Source organism: Streptomyces sp. RP5T (assembly GCF_003933965.1).
Classification (GTDB): Bacteria; Actinomycetota; Actinomycetes; order Streptomycetales; family Streptomycetaceae; genus Streptomyces.
This window is the reverse complement of sequence record NZ_RSAJ01000125.1, coordinates 1-18,462: the sequence shown is the minus strand read 5'-3', so window position 1 is coordinate 18,462 and position 18,462 is coordinate 1. Positions and strand designations below refer to the sequence as shown.

20 protein-coding genes and 1 pseudogene are annotated in these 18,462 nt (G+C 70.8%); 16 read left to right on the top strand and 5 right to left on the bottom strand.

Annotated features, from left to right (window positions below; all coding sequences use genetic code 11):
* The first annotated feature begins 168 nt into the window (after positions 1 to 168).
* Together EHS43_RS15890 and EHS43_RS15885 are read left to right on the top strand one after the other, a co-directional pair.
* The gene (locus EHS43_RS15890) at positions 169 to 1,296 is read left to right on the top strand and encodes a ferrochelatase (RefSeq protein WP_125191424.1); all 1,128 of its coding nucleotides are present in this window, start codon (positions 169 to 171) and stop codon (positions 1,294 to 1,296) included.
* An 8-nt stretch (positions 1,297 to 1,304) separates the two neighbouring features.
* A complete protein-coding gene (locus EHS43_RS15885; RefSeq protein ID WP_125191423.1) occupies positions 1,305 to 2,120 on the top strand; it encodes an inositol monophosphatase family protein in 816 nt (271 codons plus the stop codon).
* A gap of 111 nt (positions 2,121 to 2,231) precedes the next feature.
* On the opposite strand, the gene EHS43_RS46465 is transcribed toward EHS43_RS15885, so the two are convergent.
* Positions 2,232 to 2,396, bottom strand: coding sequence for a hypothetical protein (locus EHS43_RS46465; protein ID WP_185806268.1), 165 nt, complete (start codon positions 2,394 to 2,396; stop codon positions 2,232 to 2,234).
* Positions 2,397 to 2,812: 416 nt separating this feature from the next.
* Here EHS43_RS46465 and EHS43_RS15880 point away from each other — a divergent pair, with 416 nt between their 5' ends.
* From EHS43_RS15880 to EHS43_RS15865, 4 genes are all read left to right on the top strand, one after another.
* A complete protein-coding gene (locus EHS43_RS15880) occupies positions 2,813 to 3,466 on the top strand; it encodes a response regulator transcription factor (RefSeq protein WP_007385219.1) in 654 nt (217 codons plus the stop codon).
* A gap of 5 nt (positions 3,467 to 3,471) precedes the next feature.
* Positions 3,472 to 4,707, top strand: a complete 1,236-nt coding sequence (locus EHS43_RS15875) for a HAMP domain-containing sensor histidine kinase (RefSeq protein WP_125191422.1) — start codon at positions 3,472 to 3,474, stop codon at positions 4,705 to 4,707.
* Positions 4,708 to 5,112: 405 nt separating this feature from the next.
* Positions 5,113 to 5,409: a DUF4193 domain-containing protein gene (locus tag EHS43_RS15870; protein WP_005481602.1), complete on the top strand. Its 297-nt coding sequence runs from the start codon at positions 5,113 to 5,115 to the stop codon at positions 5,407 to 5,409.
* Between the two features lie 13 nt (positions 5,410 to 5,422).
* Positions 5,423 to 6,316, top strand: coding sequence for a hypothetical protein (locus EHS43_RS15865; protein ID WP_125191421.1), 894 nt, complete (start codon positions 5,423 to 5,425; stop codon positions 6,314 to 6,316).
* Positions 6,317 to 6,381: 65 nt separating this feature from the next.
* Here the strand turns inward: EHS43_RS15865 and EHS43_RS15860 are convergent, their stop codons facing one another.
* Together EHS43_RS15860 and EHS43_RS48930 are read right to left on the bottom strand one after the other, a co-directional pair.
* Positions 6,382 to 6,846 (bottom strand): DUF3093 domain-containing protein, encoded by a 465-nt coding sequence (locus EHS43_RS15860; protein WP_125191420.1) that lies wholly within the window; start codon positions 6,844 to 6,846, stop codon positions 6,382 to 6,384.
* Between the two features lie 248 nt (positions 6,847 to 7,094).
* Positions 7,095 to 7,160 carry a hypothetical protein gene (locus EHS43_RS48930; RefSeq protein WP_369009045.1) on the bottom strand — a complete coding sequence of 22 codons (66 nt, stop codon included), beginning with the start codon at positions 7,158 to 7,160 and terminating at the stop codon, positions 7,095 to 7,097.
* Between EHS43_RS48930 and EHS43_RS48925 the strand changes: the two are divergent.
* The 9 genes and pseudogenes from EHS43_RS48925 to EHS43_RS15815 all read left to right on the top strand — a co-directional run.
* Positions 7,139 to 7,489 (top strand): annotated as a pseudogene (locus tag EHS43_RS48925) (PaaI family thioesterase); the annotation flags it as partial. The gene EHS43_RS48930 and the pseudogene EHS43_RS48925 sit on opposite strands and share 22 nt — an antisense overlap.
* Complete coding sequence (dut, locus tag EHS43_RS15850; protein ID WP_125191418.1) at positions 7,486 to 8,037, top strand: dUTP diphosphatase; 552 nt, start codon at positions 7,486 to 7,488, stop codon at positions 8,035 to 8,037. The pseudogene EHS43_RS48925 and the gene dut, both read left to right, overlap by 4 nt.
* A 1-nt stretch (position 8,038) precedes the next feature.
* Positions 8,039 to 8,797 (top strand): DUF3710 domain-containing protein, encoded by a 759-nt coding sequence (locus EHS43_RS15845; protein ID WP_125191417.1) that lies wholly within the window; start codon positions 8,039 to 8,041, stop codon positions 8,795 to 8,797.
* A gap of 186 nt (positions 8,798 to 8,983) precedes the next feature.
* Positions 8,984 to 10,159, top strand: coding sequence for an alginate lyase family protein (locus tag EHS43_RS15840; RefSeq protein WP_125191416.1), 1,176 nt, complete (start codon positions 8,984 to 8,986; stop codon positions 10,157 to 10,159).
* A 103-nt stretch (positions 10,160 to 10,262) separates the two neighbouring features.
* Positions 10,263 to 10,955: an ABC transporter ATP-binding protein gene (locus tag EHS43_RS15835; RefSeq protein WP_125191415.1), complete on the top strand. Its 693-nt coding sequence runs from the start codon at positions 10,263 to 10,265 to the stop codon at positions 10,953 to 10,955.
* Between the two features lie 251 nt (positions 10,956 to 11,206).
* Complete coding sequence (locus EHS43_RS15830) at positions 11,207 to 13,762, top strand: sensor histidine kinase KdpD (protein ID WP_125191414.1); 2,556 nt, start codon at positions 11,207 to 11,209, stop codon at positions 13,760 to 13,762.
* Positions 13,759 to 14,445, top strand: a complete 687-nt coding sequence (locus EHS43_RS15825) for a response regulator (protein ID WP_125191413.1) — start codon at positions 13,759 to 13,761, stop codon at positions 14,443 to 14,445. Before EHS43_RS15830 ends, EHS43_RS15825 begins: the two co-directional genes overlap by 4 nt.
* A gap of 46 nt (positions 14,446 to 14,491) precedes the next feature.
* Positions 14,492 to 14,890, top strand: coding sequence for an OB-fold nucleic acid binding domain-containing protein (locus EHS43_RS15820; protein ID WP_125191412.1), 399 nt, complete (start codon positions 14,492 to 14,494; stop codon positions 14,888 to 14,890).
* Positions 14,891 to 14,893: 3 nt separating this feature from the next.
* The gene (locus EHS43_RS15815; RefSeq protein ID WP_125191411.1) at positions 14,894 to 15,655 is read left to right on the top strand and encodes a DUF3159 domain-containing protein; all 762 of its coding nucleotides are present in this window, start codon (positions 14,894 to 14,896) and stop codon (positions 15,653 to 15,655) included.
* A gap of 61 nt (positions 15,656 to 15,716) precedes the next feature.
* Here EHS43_RS15815 and EHS43_RS15810 read toward each other — a convergent pair whose 3' ends face one another.
* Both EHS43_RS15810 and EHS43_RS15805 read right to left on the bottom strand, forming a co-directional pair.
* Positions 15,717 to 16,391 carry a TrkA family potassium uptake protein gene (locus tag EHS43_RS15810; protein WP_125191410.1) on the bottom strand — a complete coding sequence of 225 codons (675 nt, stop codon included), beginning with the start codon at positions 16,389 to 16,391 and terminating at the stop codon, positions 15,717 to 15,719.
* Complete coding sequence (locus EHS43_RS15805; RefSeq protein WP_125191409.1) at positions 16,391 to 17,062, bottom strand: TrkA family potassium uptake protein; 672 nt, start codon at positions 17,060 to 17,062, stop codon at positions 16,391 to 16,393. Before EHS43_RS15805 ends, EHS43_RS15810 begins: the two co-directional genes overlap by 1 nt.
* Positions 17,063 to 17,387: 325 nt before the next feature.
* Between EHS43_RS15805 and EHS43_RS15800 the strand changes: the two genes are divergently transcribed.
* Entirely contained in the window at positions 17,388 to 18,080 is a 693-nt protein-coding gene (locus EHS43_RS15800; RefSeq protein ID WP_125191408.1) for a response regulator transcription factor, read from the top strand.
* Positions 18,081 to 18,462 lie beyond the last annotated feature (382 nt).

The window sequence follows — 18,462 nt, the reverse complement described above, 5'->3', positions numbered from 1 at the left end:
CCGGTCGGGCGGGGGCGGCGGTGGATGCCGTCGGCGAGGTAAGGCGTGAATGCAGCTCGTACAGCTTACGAGTGAGGTGACCCTAACGCACCCGTCCGGACGGCCCGGGAACCCGGTCGGCCACCCCGCCGTTTCCCGGCTGTCAGTACCGGATGACAGGATCGACCCATGCGTAACGCGCTCGACGCCACCCCCTACGACGCCCTGCTCCTGCTCTCGTTCGGAGGCCCCGAGGGCCCGGACGACGTGGTCCCGTTCCTGGAGAACGTGACGCGCGGGCGCGGCATCCCCAAGGAACGCCTGAAGGAAGTCGGCCAGCACTACTTCCTGTTCGGCGGGGTCAGCCCCATCAACGACCAGAACCGCGCCCTGCTGCAGGCCCTGCGCAAGGACTTCGCGGACCACGGCCTGGACCTGCCGGTCCACTGGGGCAACCGCAACTGGGCCCCCTATCTCACCGACACCCTGCGCGAGATGGTCGCCGACGGACACCGCCGCATCCTGGTCCTCGCCACCAGCGCCTACGCCTCCTACTCGGGCTGCCGCCAGTACCGCGAGAACCTCGCCGAGTCACTGGCCGCCCTGGAGGCCGAGGGCCTGGAGCTGCCGAGGATCGACAAGCTGCGGCACTACTTCAACCACCCCGGCTTCGTGGAGCCCATGGTCGACGGGGTGCTCGCCTCCCTCGCCGAGCTCCCCGAGGAGGTGCGCGACGGGGCCCACATCGCCTTCTCGACCCACTCGATCCCGACCGCCTCGGCGGACACCTCGGGACCGGTCGAGGGCCACGGCGAGGGCGGCGCGTACGTGGCGCAGCATCTGGAGGTCGCGCGGTTGATCGCCGACGCGGTCCGCGAGCGCACCGGCGTCGACCATCCCTGGCAGCTCGTCTACCAGTCCCGGTCCGGGGCCCCGCACATCCCGTGGCTGGAGCCCGACATCTGCGACCACCTGGAGGAGCGCCATGCCGCTGGCGTCCCCGCCGTGGTGATCGCGCCCATCGGGTTCGTCTCCGACCACATGGAGGTCCTCTACGACCTCGACACGGAGGCCAAGGCCAAGGCGGAGGAGCTCGGCCTGCCGATGCGCCGCTCGGCGACCGTCGGCGACGACCCCCGTTTCGCCGCGGCCGTCCGCGACCTGGTCCTGGAGCGGGCCGCCGTCGAGCGCGGACAGGAGGTCACGCCCTGCGTCCTCGGCGCACTCGGGGCCGGCCACGACGTCTGCCCGGTCGGCTGCTGCCCGGCCCGCGCCCCCAAGCCCGCCGCCGCGGGCGTCGACAGCCCGTACGAGTGAGGAGCCCCGTGACCGACCCCCTGCACGCGGAACTGCTGCGGCTGGCCCAGGAGGCCGCCCGTCGCGCCGGCAGCCTGCTGCGCGACGGCCGCCCGGCCGACCTCGAGGTAGCCAGGACCAAGTCCAGCCCCATCGACGTGGTGACCGAGATGGACATCGCGGCGGAGAAGCTGATCACGGACCTGATCTCCGAGCAACGCCCCGACGACGGCTTCCTCGGCGAGGAGGGCGCCTCCACCGAGGGCACCAGCGGCGTCCGCTGGGTCGTCGACCCCCTGGACGGCACGGTCAACTACCTCTACGGGCTGCCGACCTGGTCCGTGTCCATCGCCGCCGAGCAGGACGGCGAGACCGTCGTCGGGGTCGTCGCGGCGCCGATGCGCGGCGAGACGTACCACGCGGTCCGCGGTGCGGGCGCCTGGGCCACGGGCGCGTGGGAGGGCGAGCGCAGGCTGGCCTGCCGCCCGGCACCGCCGCTGGCGCAGGCCCTGGTGTCGACCGGCTTCAACTACGTCACCGAGGTCCGCACCCACCAGGCCGAGGTGGCCGCGAAGCTGATCCCCCTCCTGCGCGACATCCGCCGCGGCGGCTCGGCGGCCATCGACCTGTGCGACCTGGCGGCGGGCCGCCTGGACGGCTACTACGAGCGGGGTCTGAACGCCTGGGACTACGGGGCGGGCGACCTCGTCGCCCGGGAAGCGGGCGCCCTGACCGGTGGGCGCCCCGGAGAGCGCCCCAACCCGGCCCTCACGGTCGCGGGCACCCCGGGGGTCTTCGAGCCCCTCCAGCAGCTCCTGGAGGACTTCGGCGCCTGGCACGACTGACGGGCCGACTCCGGGCGAACACCAGGTGAACGGGCCCGGACACCGACGCAGCGGGCCCCCGGCGCTGGATTCGCCGGGGGCCCGCTGTCGTGCCGCGAAGCCGATCAGACGCTAGGCGCTGACCTCCACACCGTGTTCGGCCGCGAGGCGGCGCAGGTCGTCGAGCTCGCCCTGCTCCACCTCGACGAGGAAGTCGTCGCCCTCGTCGAGGGCCCGCGTCAGGTCGGTCTCGGTCGCCCTTATGCGCTGCAGAAGTCCTGCGGTGAATGCGTCCATGCTGCGCCCCCTCGTCCTGGGTCGTGGGTCGGTGGCACGGGGGTGTGCCTATCGGAAGGGGCGATCACGTCTCTTGCGGGTGCCCAGCGCTGCCCAGGCCGGGCGGCGACGGTGCCGGACACCCACGCCCGCTCTGCGGAAGCGCGGACAGTGCCGTGCCGCATGGTGGTACGGCACATGCAGAGCGTGATCGCGGGGTGTAAAGCCGTCCTCCCCCCGCTCGTTCCGACGGAAACCTCAACCGCGCGAGAAAATCCCGCATTCCCGCTCTCCCACCCGTCTTTCAGATGCCCCTCACCCGCCTTACAGCCGACTTATGGCCGAAAAGGGCAGGATGGAGACCAACACCCACCCGGATCCCTGCCCGCGTGTGCCCGAAGCGCGCTACGCGGGTGGACACAGGAAGGACAAGCGACGTGCGCGTACTCGTCGTCGAGGACGAGCAGCTGCTCGCCGATGCGGTGGCCACCGGACTGCGCCGGGAGGCCATGGCCGTCGACGTCGTGTACGACGGTGCGGCCGCTCTGGAACGCATCGGCGTCAACGACTACGACGTGGTCGTCCTCGACCGCGACCTCCCCCTGGTCCACGGCGACGACGTCTGCCGCAAGATCGTCGAACTCGGCATGCCCACCCGCGTGCTGATGCTGACGGCCTCCGGGGACGTCAGCGACCGCGTCGAGGGCCTGGAGATCGGCGCCGACGACTACCTGCCCAAGCCCTTCGCGTTCAGCGAGCTGACGGCACGCGTGCGTGCCCTCGGCCGGCGCACCAGCGTGCCGCTGCCGCCGGTCCTGGAGCGCGCCGGGATCAAGCTCGACCCCAACCGCCGCGAGGTGTTCCGCGACGGCAAGGAAGTCCAGCTCGCTCCCAAGGAGTTCGCCGTCCTGGAGGTGCTGATGCGCTCAGAGGGAGCCGTCGTCTCCGCGGAGCAGCTCCTGGAGAAGGCGTGGGACGAGAACACCGACCCCTTCACCAACGTCGTGCGGGTGACCGTCATGACCCTGCGCCGCAAGCTGGGCGAACCCCCGGTGATCGTCACCGTTCCCGGCTCGGGCTACCGGATCTGATGGCCGTGGCCTCGTCTCCCGCGCCTCCCCAGGCGCCCCCGAAGCCCACCTGGGACCCCAGGCGGCCGGCACCGCCGCTGCCGTGGCTGCGACCGACCATCCGCATAAGGCTCACGCTGCTGTACGGCGGAATGTTCCTGATCGCGGGCATCCTGCTGTTGTCGATCATCTACCTGATCGCCGCCCAGGCCCTGAACGTCGGCAGTGAGCTGCCCTTCAAGATCACCCAGGGCAGCGTCGCCAGCGACATCTGCAACCTGCCCTCGGGTGTCTCGCCCGACGTCATGAACAAGGCGATGGACAGCTGTGTCAACGACCAGCGCCAGCACGCCCTGGACAGCCTCCTCAGCCGCTCGCTGCTGGCCCTGCTGGGCCTCGCGATCATCGCCTTCGCCTTCGGCTACGCGATGGCGGGACGTGTCCTGTCCCCGCTGGGCCGGATCCTGCGCACCGCGCGCGCGGTGGCGGGCTCGGACCTGTCCCGCCGGATCGAGCTGGACGGACCGGACGACGAGCTCAAGGAGCTGGCCGACACCTTCGACGACATGCTGGAGCGCCTGGAGCGGGCCTTCACGGCCCAGCAGCGTTTCGTCGGCAACGCCTCGCACGAGCTGCGGACGCCCCTGGCGATCAACCGCACGCTCCTGGAGGTGCACCTGTCCGATCCGGGAGCGCCGGTGGAGCTCCGGCAGCTCGGCAAGACCCTGCTGGCCACCAACGAGCGCAGTGAGCAGCTCGTGGAGGGGCTGCTGCTGCTCGCCCGCAGCGACAACCAGATCGTCGAGCGCAAGCCCGTGGACCTCGCCGAGGTCGCCGGACAGGCGATCGACCAGGTGCACGGCGAGGCCGAGGCCAAGGGCGTGGCCATCCGCGGCGAACAGAAGTCGGCGGTCGTCCAGGGCAACGGCGTCCTGCTGGAGCGGATCGCCCTGAACCTGGTGCAGAACGCCGTGCGCTACAACGTGCCCGAGGGCGGCTGGGTCGAGGTGACCACCGAGGTCCAGCACGGCCAGGCCGTGCTCACGGTGACCAACACCGGCCCCGTCGTGCCGGCGTACGAGGTCGACAATCTCTTCGAGCCCTTCAAGCGGCTGCGTGGCGCCGACCGCACCGGCAGCGACAAGGGCGTCGGTCTCGGGCTGTCGATCGTGCGGTCCGTGGCGCGGGCGCACGGCGGGCACATCGTCGCTCAGCCGCGCGAAGGGGGTGGGCTGGTGATGCGAGTCACCCTTCCGGTCTGAGATCATGACCCCCGCACCGAGACCGATACACAGGGATGTTCGCTTTGCGCGGAATTTTCTGGGCACTTCGAAGACTGCCCTCTGTGTGATCGATCACAAGGGAGAATTTCCGGACATCCACTCTCCGTGATCATGTGCGTTGTCGGAAAGCCGGGAAAATCCGGGTTTTCACAGGTCCTGATCACGGGAAGTACACGGTGAGACGCCTTTGAAGTGCGGGATTCGGACCGTGTACGGTCCCGATCGCCATCCAACCCGATCACTCAAGAGGAGTCCGGTTGGGTGTCGATTGAGTAACAGACCTTGATGTGAGGCAAAATCTCCGCCTCAGGTCGGGCACAAGTCCGGCCTCTCACGCGTTACGTGCGCTGGAGACACCGCAGACACCCAGAGGGGGAGAGCGACATGGCAACGGATTACGACACCCCACGCAAGACCGACGACGACGTCGACTCGGACAGCCTTGAAGAGCTCAAGGCGCGTAGGAACGACAAGTCGACCTCCGCAGTGGACGTCGACGAGTTCGAGGCCGCTGAAGGCCTGGAACTGCCCGGAGCGGACCTCTCGAACGAGGAGCTGGCCGTCCGGGTGCTGCCCAAGCAGCAGGACGAGTTCACCTGCATGAGCTGCTTCCTGGTGCACCACCGCAGCCAGCTGGCCCGGGAGAAGAACGGCCAGCCGATCTGCCGCGACTGCGACTGAGGGCGGGTCGGGCATGACTGGCTCGACCCCTCCTTGGAAGCGCCGCTCTCCCTGGCGGGGAGCGGACCAGGGGCCGTCCGACGGCCCCCACGGCGCGCGTGACGACGAGCGGGGCTCTTCCGGACCGGGAGCCTCGCTCGAACCGGTGGCCGACCGGGACCACCTCCCGGCCCAGGCCGGTTCGACCAGGACGCCCGCTCCCGTCGCCAGACGGGTGGCGGCGATCCGGGACAGGGCCCGGGAAGGGGCCCGCAAGGGCGGCAGCCGGGCCAGGGCGGGCCTGGCGTACCTCGCCGACCGGATCATCGAGATAGCCCCGCGTATCCCCGTACGCGACCTCGCGACCCTCCGCCGCCAGTTTCCCGGTCTCGGACCCGAGGAGATCGCGGACAAGCTCGTCATGGGCGCCGCGAGCGCCACGGCGACCGTCGGAGCGGGGATCGGTGCCGCGGCGATGCTTCCCGTGCCGCCCGCCATGCCGACCGAGCTCGCCGCCGAGATCACCGGCGTGGCCGCGATCGAGCTGAAGCTGATCGCGGAACTCCACGAGGTCTACGGCGTACGGCCGCCCGGCACCATCAAGGAACGCAGCACCGCGTATCTGAACTCCTGGTCGGGAGAGCGCGGGATCGACGTGAAGAAGCCGTCGACGGTGAGCACCGCGCTCAACAGTCCGATGAAGCAGCAGCTGCGTCAGCAGATCATGAAGCGGATGATCCGCGACCTGCCGAACCTCCTGCCGTTCCTGGTCGGCGCCGCCGTCGGGGCGGTCATGAACCGCAGGGACACCAGAAGACTCGCCGACCGGATCCGCAAGGACCTGCGCAGGTCCCAGGTGCCCTGGGACCGGCTCCCCGCGCTGCCGGCCCTGGAGGTCCCGGCGAACGCGCTGGAACTGGAGAAGTAAGACTTCCGTGTGAGAAGTCCGGGCCCCACCGCCCGTTCGGTCGGGTGAAGCCGTGCACGAACGTTCTAGGCGGCGGTCGCGCGGGCCGTCTTCAGCGCCTCGGCCAGCCGCTCCGGCTCGCGCGTCGACAGGTACAGGTAGGGCGTCGGGTCGTCCGGATCGACGACCTCCACCTTCAGCGCCCTCGGGATGTAGGCGCGCAGCAGCAGGAACGCGCGGGTGTCGGCCTTGTACGTCCGCCAGGCCCGGGCCTCCTCCGGGTCCAGGATCTCCGCCTCGCCCAGGGCCGACACCGGGATCTTGGCCTCGCCCGCGATCAGCGAGTCACCCACGATCCGGATGCGCATCGAGCCGTAGGAACTCGCCACCACCGCGGCCGCGGCGGTGCCGCCGACCAGGCCGCCGAGCAGCGGAAGCGTGCCGAAGGGCAGCAGGATCAGCGCGAAGGAGACCCCGACCAGGAAGGAGATCAGCCACCAGGAGCGGGGGGCGGTGAGGCGTTCGTCGTACGGGACGGCGGAGGGCTGCATGAAACCAAGCTTGGCACGGTGTCCTGACCGGGCCGACGCGCGGGTAAGGTCTGCGCCTGTGAGTGGTACTTCCCCGGCTCTTCAGCCCCCCGCCGACGCGTCGCAGCCCGTGCGACACCCGGACGCCCCCGCGCCCGGTGAGCTGCTCGGCGCGCACTACGGCCAGTGCTTCGGCTGCGGCGGCGAACAGCCCCACGGTCTGCACCTGGAGGCGCGGGCCGGCGAGGGGGTCTCGGTCACCGCCGAGTTCACCGTGCGGCCCGCCCATCAGGGCGCCCCCGGCCTCGCGCACGGCGGTGTGCTCGCGACCGCACTCGACGAGACCCTGGGCTCGCTCAACTGGCTGCTGCGCACGATCGCGGTGACCGGACGCCTGGAGACCGACTTCGTACGGCCGGTGCCCGTCGGCACGGTGCTGTACCTGGAGGCCGAGGTGACGGCGGTGGCCGGCCGGAAGATCTACTCGACCGCCACCGGCCGCATCGGCGGCCCCGAGGGACCTGTCGCGGTGCGCGCGGACGCCCTGTTCGTCGAGGTGAAGGTCGACCACTTCATCGACAACGGCCGCCCGGAGGAGATCCGGGCCGCCATGGACGACCCGGACCAGGTCCGGCGTGCCCGTGCCTTCGAGGTGAACCCGTGAGCCGTGACCCCCTGAACGTGCTGATCCGGCGCGTCGACCCCGACGTACCGCTTCCGTCGTACGCGCACCCCGGTGACGCGGGGGCCGATCTGCGGACCACCGAGAGCCGTGAACTGAAGCCCGGGGAGCGGGCCGTGCTGCCCACGGGGGTGTCCGTGGCGCTCCCTGAGGGGTACGCGGCCTTCGTGCACCCGCGATCCGGTCTCGCCGCACGCTGCGGTGTCGCTCTCGTGAATGCCCCGGGGACGGTTGATGCCGGGTACCGTGGGGAGATCAAGGTGATCGTGGTGAATCTCGACCCGCACGAGTCGGTGCGGTTCGAGCGTTTCGACCGGATTGCCCAACTCGTCGTCCAGCAGGTCGAGAGGGTCCGCTTCCAGGAGGTCGCGGAGCTTCCCGAGTCGGCGCGGGCCGAGGGGGGCTTCGGGTCCACCGGCGGTCACGCCGCCGTGGGCGACGGGGGCGATACAGACGCTGAGGCCGCCGTGGGCGGCACAACGGGTGGGAATCGATACGCATCGGTCGTATCCGACCGGGAAGGACAGTGACGTGTTCGGACGTCGCAACAAGAAGGGTGCCGCCGAGGACGCGGCCGGCGAGGCCGAGCAGGTCGTCGACAGCGTCGACACTGAGGCGGACGACGTGGAGCGCGAGCGCGTACGGCTGGAGCCGGAGCCGCGGCCCGACGGGCCCTGGGACAGCACCGAGGTGCGCGACCCCGCCGAGGGCCGGGTCGACCTGGGCGGACTCTTCGTGCCGGGCGTCGACGGCATGGAGCTGCGGGTCGAGGTCGCGGGCGACGCCATCGTCGCGGCCACCGTCGTGCTGCGCGACAGCGCCATCCAGCTCCAGGCCTTCGCCGCTCCCAAGCGTGAGGGCATCTGGGGCGAGGTGCGCGAGGAGATCGGCTCCGGCATCACCCAGCAGGGCGGCATCATCGACGAGGTCGAGGGCCCGCTGGGCTGGGAGCTGCGCGCCCAGGTGCCGGTGCAGCTGCCGGACGGCACGGGCGGCTTCCAGGTCGTGCGGTTCGTGGGTGTGGACGGCCCGCGCTGGTTCCTGCGCGGTGTGATCTCGGGCCAGGGCGCGGTGCAGCCGCAGGCGGCCGGGCTCCTGGAGCAGATCTTCCGGGACACGGTCGTGGTCCGCGGCGAGGGCCCGATGGCGCCCCGCGACCCGATCGTCCTCAAGCTGCCGAACGACGCCCAGATGGTTCCCGAGGGCGTCCAGCAGCAGGACGAGGGCTCCCGCTTCTCCGGCGGCATGGGTCAGCTCCAGCGCGGACCGGAGATCACCGAGGTCCGGTAGCCGTACGACGTTCAGGGCCGTATCCCGTCGGGGTGCGGCCCTTTTCCGTGCCCCCGCGTGTTCGCGGGGGCTTTTTCGTGCGCGGGACCTTGACGGCGGATTGGTCTGTACCTACCTTCTCGGCTCAACGCGTCTGTTCATAGAGGCGCTTCGTGTTCACATACGAGAACGGAAGGCCCCCCACGCATGCGCAGAACCGCTCTCCTGGCCGCCGTCGCGGCCCTCGCCGCCGGCGCGCTCGCCGTGCCCGCCGACGCGGCGCCCGCCGCTCCCGCCACCTTCGTCCATCCCGGAGTCACCGTCTCCCAGGGGCAGTTGGACTTCGCCCGCAGCAAGGTCAACGCGGGTGCCCAGCCCTGGAAGGGTGCCTTCGACGCGATGCTGGCGAGCAAGTACGCCGACCTGAACCGCACGCCCAGGCCGCGGGCGGTCGTCGAGTGCGGGTCGTACTCGAACCCCAACTACGGCTGCACCGACGAGCGCGAGGACGCGATCGCCGCCTACACCGACGCCCTCGCGTGGTACGTCACCCGGGACGAGCGCTACGCCCGGAAGGCCATCCAGCTCATGGACGCCTGGTCGGCGGTGATCACGGACCACACCAACAGCAACGCGCCCCTCCAGACCGGCTGGGCCGGCTCCTCGTGGCCCCGGGCCGCCGAGATCATCAAGTACACGTACGGCGGGAGCTGGGCGAACTCCGGGCGCTTCGCGACCATGCTCCGCGACGTCTATCTGCCGGAGGTCATCAACGGCTCCAACTCCAACGGGAACTGGGAGCTGTCGATGATGGAGGCGGCCGTCGGCATCTCCGTCTTCCTGGAGGACAGGACGTCGTACGACAAGGCCATGGCGAAGTTCCGCACCCGGACCGCCGCCTACGTCTACCTGGACTCCGACGGTGATCTGCCGAAGACCGTGCCCAGCCAGAACCTGAACACCCGGGACAAGATCGTCGGTTACTGGCAGGGACAGTCCACCTTCGTCACCGGGCTCACCCAGGAGACCTGCCGGGACTTCACGCACACGGGGTACGGCATCTCCGCGATCTCGCACGTCGCCGAGACGAGCCGGATCCAGGGGCAGGACCTGTACGGCACGGACGTGGGGGAGCGGCTGCGGCAGGCGCTGGGCTTCCAGGCCAGGTACGAGCTGGGGACGGCCGTGCCGAGCTGGCTGTGCGGGGGGTCGCTGAAGCTCGGGCTCGGGCCGGTGACGGAGGTCGGGTACAACGCGTTGCACAACAGGCTTGGCATGGCCATGACTAACACGCAGGCGCTGACCGAGCGGAACCGTCCGGCGGGGAGCAACAACCTCTTCGTGGCGTGGGAGACCCTCACACACGGGGACAACCCGGGCTGAAACCGTTGAAGGGCCGGGCGCCGGACGGTGATACTGGCGCCCGGTTCCACGCGTTGCGCGGGTTCAGGGGTTCACGGGTTCAGGGGTTCACGGGGGAGGACGCATGACTCAGGTGGTCACCGAGACCATGGTGAGGGTCGAGGACATCCACAGGTCGTTCGGGGAGGGGGCCGCTGCGGTGCACGCACTGCGCGGGGTCTCCTTCGAGGTGCCGCGCGGTGAACTCGTCGCGCTCAAGGGGCGTTCGGGCTCCGGGAAGACCACGCTCCTCAACATCGTCGGCGGGCTCGACCGGCCCGACCGGGGGCGGGTCGAACTCGACGGGGTGGACCTGGCGGGGCTGGACGAGGACGGGCTGCTGGCGCTGCGCCGGGACCGCATCGGCTTCGTCTTCCAGTCCTTCGGGCTCATCCCGATCCTCACGGCCGCCGAGAACGTGGGCGTGCCGATGCGGTTGCGGCGGATGGACGCACGCGCGCGTGAGGAGCGTGTCGAGCTGCTGCTGGCCCTGGTCGGCCTCGCGGACCACGCGAAGCAGCGGCCCGGCGAGCTCTCCGGCGGGCAGCAGCAACGTGTCGCCATCGCCCGCGCGCTGGCCAACAACCCCGCGCTCCTCGTCGCCGACGAGCCGACGGGCCAGCTGGACGCGGAGACCGGTCACGCCGTGATGGAGCTGCTGCGGGCCGTCGTCCACAGTGAGAACGTCACCGCGCTGGTGGCGACCCACGACGCGACACTGCTGGACTTGGCGGACCGGGTGCTGGAGCTGGGGGACGGGGAGATCGTGACGGGGTGAGGTGCCCTTGGGCGGTTGTCGCTGGGGACACCGGATCCTGGCCTCTGGGTTCTGTTCTGCACGCGTTCCGGGGCGCCGGGGCTTGTGTCGGCGTGGGGAACGGGGTTGCGGCAGTCCACGAGACCCCCGTCACTCCTCGCGTCAGGGTTGCGTCAAAGAGCGTCCCTACGGGGCTTCCGGTCCTTGCCGGAGGGGGTGGCGGACGTAAGGTCGTCGCTGCTGGGCAGTGGTGAGCGGAAGACAATGGACCCATGGGACGCGGCAAGCTTCGGATCTATCTCGGTGCGGCACCGGGCGTCGGGAAGACGTACGCGATGCTGTCCGAGGCGCACCGCAGGATCGAGCGGGGGACCGACTGTGCCGTGGGGTTCGTCGAGCATCACGGGCGGCCGCGTACCGAGGTGATGCTGCACGGGCTGGAGGAGATCCCGCGCCGCGAGATCGAGTACCGGGGCTCCGTCTTCACCGAGATGGACGTCGACGCCGTGCTGCGCAGGGCCCCCGCCGTCGCCCTGGTGGACGAACTCGCGCACACCAATGTTCCGGGCTCGCGCAACGCCAAGCGCTGGCAGGACGTGGAGGAACTGCTCGCGGCCGGGATCGACGTGGTCTCCACCGTCAACATCCAGCATCTGGAGTCGCTCGGTGACGTCGTCGAGTCGATCACCGGGGTGCGGCAGCGCGAGACCGTGCCCGACGAGGTCGTACGGCGGGCCGATCAGATCGAGCTCGTCGACATGTCGCCCCAGGCGCTGCGGCGGCGGATGGCGCACGGCAACATCTACCAGCCCGACAAGGTCGACGCGGCCCTGTCCAACTACTTCCGGCCCGGCAACCTCACCGCCCTGCGGGAGCTGGCGCTGCTGTGGGTGGCCGACCGGGTCGACGAGTACCTCAAGCAGTACCGCAGCGAGCACCGGGTCTCGAAGATCTGGGGATCCCGGGAGCGGATCGTCGTCGGGCTGACCGGGGGACCGGAGGGGCGGACCCTCATCCGGCGCGCGGCGCGGCTGGCCGAGAAGGGCGCCGGCGGTGAGGTGCTCGCCGTCTACATAGCCCGCAGCGACGGTCTGACCTCGGCCTCGCCCAAGGAACTCGCCGTCCAGCGGACCCTCGTCGAGGACCTCGGCGGAACCTTTCACCACGTCGTCGGCGACGACATACCCGCCGCGCTGCTCGACTTCGCGCGCGGGGTCAACGCCACCCAGATCGTCCTCGGCTCCTCCCGCCGCAAGACCTGGCAGTACGTCTTCGGACCCGGCGTCGGCGCGACCGTGGCCCGCGAGTCCGGGCCCGACCTCGACGTGCACATCGTCACCCACGAGGAGGCCGCCAAGGGGCGCGGACTGCCCGTCGCGCGCAGCGCGCGGCTGGGGCGGGCCCGGATCCTGTGGGGCTGGCTGGTCGGCATCGCCGGCCCCGCGGTCCTGACACTCCTCCTGACCACCGTCGACCTCGGCCTCGCCAACGACATGCTGCTGTTCCTGGCGGTCGTGGTCGCTGCGGCCCTGCTCGGCGGACTCTTCCCCGCGCTGGCGTCGGCCGCGGTCGGCTCGCTGCTGCTGAACTACTTCTACACACCGCCCCTGCACCGCTGGACCATCTCCGACCCCAAGAACATCGTCGCCATCGTGATCTTCGTGGGGGTCGGCATCTCGGTGGCCTCGGTCGTCGACCTCGCGGCCAGGAGGACCCACCAGGCGGCCCGGTTGCGCGCCGAGTCGGAGATCCTTTCCTTCCTCGCCGGGAACGTGCTGCGAGGCGAGACCCGCCTGGAGGAGCTCCTGGAACGCGTCCGGGAGACCTTCGGCATGGAGTCGGCGGCCCTGCTGGAGCGGGAGAGCGACGTCGAGCCATGGACCTGCGCGGGCCGGGCGGGGCTGGGACGGCCCGTGGAGCGGCCCGAGGACGCCGACGTCGACATGCCGGTGGGGGACCACATGGCGCTCGCGCTCACCGGCCGGGTGCTGCCCGCCGAGGACCGCCGGGTGCTCGCCGCCTTCGCCGCGCAGGCCGCCGTCGTCCTGGACCGCCGCAGGCTCCAGGAGGAGGCCGACCGGGCCCGCGCGATGGCCGAGGGCAACCGCATCCGCACGGCCCTCCTCGCGGCCGTCTCGCACGATCTGCGGACCCCGCTCGCCGGGATCAAGGCGGCCGTCTCGTCGCTCAGGTCCGACGACGTGGCGTGGTCCGAGGAGGACCAGGCCGAGCTCCTGGAGGGCATCGAGGAGGGCGCCGACCGGCTGGACCACCTCGTGGGCAACCTGCTGGACATGTCCCGCCTGCAGACCGGCACGGTCACCGCGATCATCCGGGAGATCGACCTCGACGAGGTCGTGCCGATGGCGCTCGGCGGGGTGCCCGACGGCAGCGTGGAGCTGGACGTGCCGGAGACCCTGCCCATGGTCGCCGTCGACCCGGGACTGCTGGAGCGGTCGGTGGCCAACCTGGTCGAGAACGCCGTCAAGTACAGCCCGCCCGGCCGTCCCGTCCGGGTCTCCGCCAGCGCCATCGCCGACCGGGTCGAGGTGCGGGTCGTGGACCGGGGCCCCGGCGTCCCGGACGAGGCCAAGGAGCGCATCTTCGCGCCCTTCCAGCGCTACGGCGACGCCCCGCGCGGTGCCGGCGTGGGGCTCGGGCTCGCGGTGGCCCGGGGCTTCGCGGAGGCCATGAACGGCACCCTCAACGCCGAGGACACGCCCGGCGGCGGTCTCACCATGGTGCTGACGCTCCGCGCGGCGGACTCGCACACGGAGCTCCTCGTGGACCCCCTCGCACCGGCAGAACCCGAAAGGCAGGCCACATGACCAGGGTGTTGGTCGTCGACGACGAGCCGCAGATCGTGCGCGCCCTCGTGATCAACCTCAAGGCGCGCAAGTACGAGGTGGACGCGGCGCACGACGGCGCCACCGCCCTCCGGCTGGCCGCCGCCCGCCACCCCGACGTGGTCGTCCTCGACCTGGGCCTGCCCGACATGGACGGCGTCGAGGTGATCAGGGGGCTGCGCGGCTGGACCCGGGTGCCGATCCTCGTGCTGTCCGCCCGGCACTCCTCCGACGAGAAGGTCGAGGCCCTGGACGCGGGCGCCGACGACTACGTCACCAAGCCCTTCGGGATGGACGAGCTGCTCGCCCGGCTGCGGGCCGCCGTGCGCCGTGCCGAGCCCACCGGGGGCGGCGAGGACGACGACGTCCTGGTGGAGACCGACGAGTTCACCGTCGACCTGGCCGCCAAGAAGGTCCGGAAGCACGGCAGGGACGTGCGTCTCACCCCGACCGAGTGGCACCTGCTGGAGGTGCTCGTGCGCAACACGGGCCGGCTCGTCAGCCAGCGGCAGCTCCTGCAGGAGGTCTGGGGGCCCTCGTACGGGACGGAGACGAACTACCTGCGGGTCTACATGGCCCAGCTGCGGCGGAAGCTGGAGGCGGATCCCTCGCACCCCAAGCACTTCGTCACGGAACCGGGCATGGGATACCGGTTCGAACGCTAGTGCTGCGGGTACAACGCTGTCGGCGCACCCCGGTACGCTTTCGGATATGAGTGCTGTTCCTCGTCCCGAGAAGCCGGTGGGCCGGTTCCGGCGCATGCTCGACCGGCTCTCCTCGTCGCAGGAGGACCTGGAGTCCGAGGAGCTGCGGGAGGACACCGCGACCACCGGGTGCACCCGGATCGGCGACTGCCACGACCGCCAGATCGTGACCGTTACTGGTACCTTGCGCACGGTCACCCTGCGTCCGCGCGCGGGCGTCCCGGCCCTGGAGGCCGAGCTGTTCGACGGCTCCGCCGCCCTGGACGTGGTGTGGCTCGGCCGGCGTTCCATCGTCGGGATAGAGCCCGGGCGCAAGCTGATCGCCTCCGGGCGGATCTCGATGAGCCGGGGCCGCCGGGTGCTGTTCAATCCGAAATACGAACTCCGACCCCTCGGACGGGAGTAGCCGGTGACGTCCCTCGACAAGCCGACCGAAGACACTCAGGCCGACGACGCACGGGCGGTGACCGAGGCCGCCCTGTTCGAGGCGTTCGGCGGCGTCCGGGGCATGGTCGAGACGGTCCTGCCAGGGCTGCTCTTCGTCACGATCTTCACGATCAACAAGGACCTGCACCTGTCGGCGATCGCCGCGCTCGCGGTGTCCCTGCTGCTGGTCGTGGTCCGCCTGGTCATGCGGGACACCGTCAAGCACGCCTTCAGCGGTGTCTTCGGCGTCGCCTTCGGTGTCGTCTTCGCGATGATGACGGGCAACGCCAAGAACTTCTACCTGCCCGGCATGCTGTACACCCTGGGCCTGGGCCTCGCGTACGTCATCACCACGCTCGCGGGTGTGCCGCTGATGGGGCTCATCCTCGGCCCGGTGTTCAAGGAGAACCTCTCCTGGCGGACCCGCAACCCGGGCCGCAAGAAGGCGTATGCCAAGGCCAGTTACGCCTGGGGCGGCATCCTCCTCGCCAAGTGCGCGATCCTCTTCCCGCTGTACTGGTGGGCCGACACCGCGCAGCTCGGCTGGGTCCTGGTCGCCCTGAAGATCCCGCCCTTCCTGCTCGCCGTCTGGCTCACCTGGGTCTTCCTCGCGAAGGCACCGGCTCCCATCGACGTGTTCGCGGAGATGGAGGCCGAGGAGGAGCGCAAGGCCGCGCAGGCCGCGGAGGCCGCGGAGCGCGGGGACACCGAGGCCGCGGGCGGGCGGCACCGGCGCGAGGCATAGATCGCTCCACGACGACGGAGGGCGCCCTGCGTGTGCAGGGCGCCCTCCGTCGTCGTACGGCTTAGGAGGCTTCCTCCTTGCGGACCGACAGCAGGTCCTCCAGCTGTTCCTCGCGGGCCTGGGCGGCCACGAACAGCAGCTCGTCGCCCGCCTCCAGGGAGTCGTCCCGGGACGGGGTGAGGACGCGGGTGCCGCGGATGATGGTGACCAGGGAGGTGTCCTCGGGCCACTCCACGTCGCCGACCGTCGTGCCGGCCAGCGCCGACTCCTCCGGCAGGGTCAGCTCGACCAGGTTCGCGTCGCCGTGGCTGAAGCGGAGCAGGCGGACCAGGTCGCCGACGCTCACCGCCTCCTCGACCAGGGCGGACATCAGACGCGGGGTGGAGACGGCGACGTCCACGCCCCAGGACTCGTTGAACAGCCACTCGTTCTTCGGGTTGTTCACCCGGGCGACGACCCGCGGGACGCCGTACTCCGTCTTCGCCAGCAGGGAGACGACCAGGTTGACCTTGTCGTCGCCGGTCGCGGCGATCACGACGTTGCAGCGCTGGAGCGCGGCCTCGTCCAGGGAGGTGATCTCGCAGGCGTCGGCGAGCAGCCACTCCGCCTGCGGGACGCGCTCGACCGAGATGGCGGTCGGCGCCTTGTCGACGAGAAGGACCTCGTGGCCGTTCTCCAGCAGTTCGCCCGCGATCGAGCGACCGACCGCGCCGGCACCGGCAATGGCGACCCTCATCAGTGACCGCCCTCCTCTTCGGGGCCCTCGGCGAAGGACGCCTCGACCTTCTCGATGTCGTCCGTACGCATCATCACGTGGACCAGATCGCCCTCCTGGAGGACGGTCTGCGAGGTGGGCAGGATCGCCTCGCCGAGGCGGGTCAGGAACGCCACCCGGACGCCCGTCTCCTCCTGCATCTTGCTGATCTTGTGGCCGACCCAGGCGGTCGAGGCGTGCACCTCGGCCAGCTGGACACCACCGGTGGGATCGCGCCACAGCGGCTCCGCGCCGGAGGGCAGCAGGCGGCGCAGCATCTGGTCCGCCGTCCAGCGGACCGTGGCCACCGTCGGGATGCCCAGGCGCTGGTAGACCTCGGCGCGCCGGGGGTCGTAGATCCGGGCCGCGACGTTCTCGATGCCGAACATCTCGCGGGCCACGCGCGCGGCGATGATGTTGGAGTTGTCGCCGCTGGAGACCGCGGCGAAGGCGCCCGCCTCCTCGATGCCCGCCTCGCGCAGGGTGTCCTGGTCGAAGCCGACTCCGGTGACACGACGACCGCCGAAACCGGAGCCGAGCCGCCGGAACGCCGTGGGGTCGTGGTCGATGACTGCGACCGTGTGCCCCTGTTGCTCCAGGGTCTGGGCGAGAGCGGAGCCCACTCTCCCGCAGCCCATGATGACGATGTGCACTTGAGCTCTACCCCGCAGTCCTGGTCGTCCCGTTGACCTGCGAAAACACCCTGTTCACTCTCTTCTCCAAGTCTGCCAGGCAACGACGGGGCAACGGCTCGGGGCGTTGCCGGACACGAGCTTATGCGGCAACGGCGTCCGTGACTTCATCCGCGTACGTGATGGTGGGTTCACCGCCGTCGTCCCCGCCCCGTCCCGCGGGGGACCGTGGTGATCGGGGTCGAGAGGCCCTGGCCCTGGGGCCCGGAAACAGCGAGGATCTCGCAGGGAAGCCGATCGCGTCCACGAGGGCGCATCGAACGGCCATGCGACAGAGGAGCATTTGATGGCGGACAGTCAGCGGCCCGGTACCGGCGAACCGATCCGGGTCTTCCTGCTGGACGACCACGAGGTGGTACGGCGCGGGGTGCACGACCTGCTGAACGACGAGCCGGACATCACCGTGGTGGGCGAGGCCGCCACGGTCGAGCAGGCCCTCGTCCGCGTCCCCGCGCTGCGCCCGCAGGTGGCGGTGCTCGACGTCCGCCTGCCGGACGGCGACGGCGTGACCGTGTGCCGGGAGCTGCGCTCGCAGATGCCCGACCTGGCCTGTCTGATGCTGACCTCGTTCGACGACGAGGAGGCCCTGCTGGACTCGATCATGGCCGGGGCGTCGGGGTACGTGCTGAAGCAGATCCAGGGCTCCGACCTGGTGACCGCGGTCCGGACGGTCGCCGCGGGCCAGTCGCTGCTCGACCCCAGCGCCACCACCCGGCTGATGGCCCGGCTGCGCGGCGGACAGCAGAAGGAAGAGGAGCCGGACGCGCTTCCTGGCCTGACCGCCCGGGAGCGGGAGATCCTGGCCCTGATCGGGGAGGGGCTGACCAACCGCCAGATCGGCCAGCGGCTCTACCTCGCCGAGAAGACGGTCAAGAACCACATCTCGCGGCTGCTGGCCAAGCTCGGTGTGGAGCGGCGCATCCAGGCCGCCGTCATCGCCACCCAGGCCCAGGACCGGCGCAAGCAGGAAGGGAACTGACGCCCGACCCGCCCGTCTCGGCGCCGTGTGCCCGGGCACGAAGACATCCGGGCATGAGGACGGCGGAGAGGACCATCCGCTTCTCGCGGATCCCGATTGCGCGGTGAGCGGTGTCCAGCGCCGCTGCTCCGCGTCCGTGTGCGGTCCTTTCCGCCGTTTTCATACAACCACCGCCGGCAGGGGCGCCAGGAGGGCCGAACGGGCCCGCCCTCCAGGTCCGTTCGACCCCCTGCGCGCAGTGTCGCCGTCCGGGAGTCACGTGTGCGGCTGGCCACGGCGGGCGTCGAACTCGGCCCAGGCGCGGTCCCACTGCATCCCGCGGCGCCTGTCCAGCCGCTGCCGGGCGATCCACCAGGAGCCCACCACCAGCACGGCCGAGCCC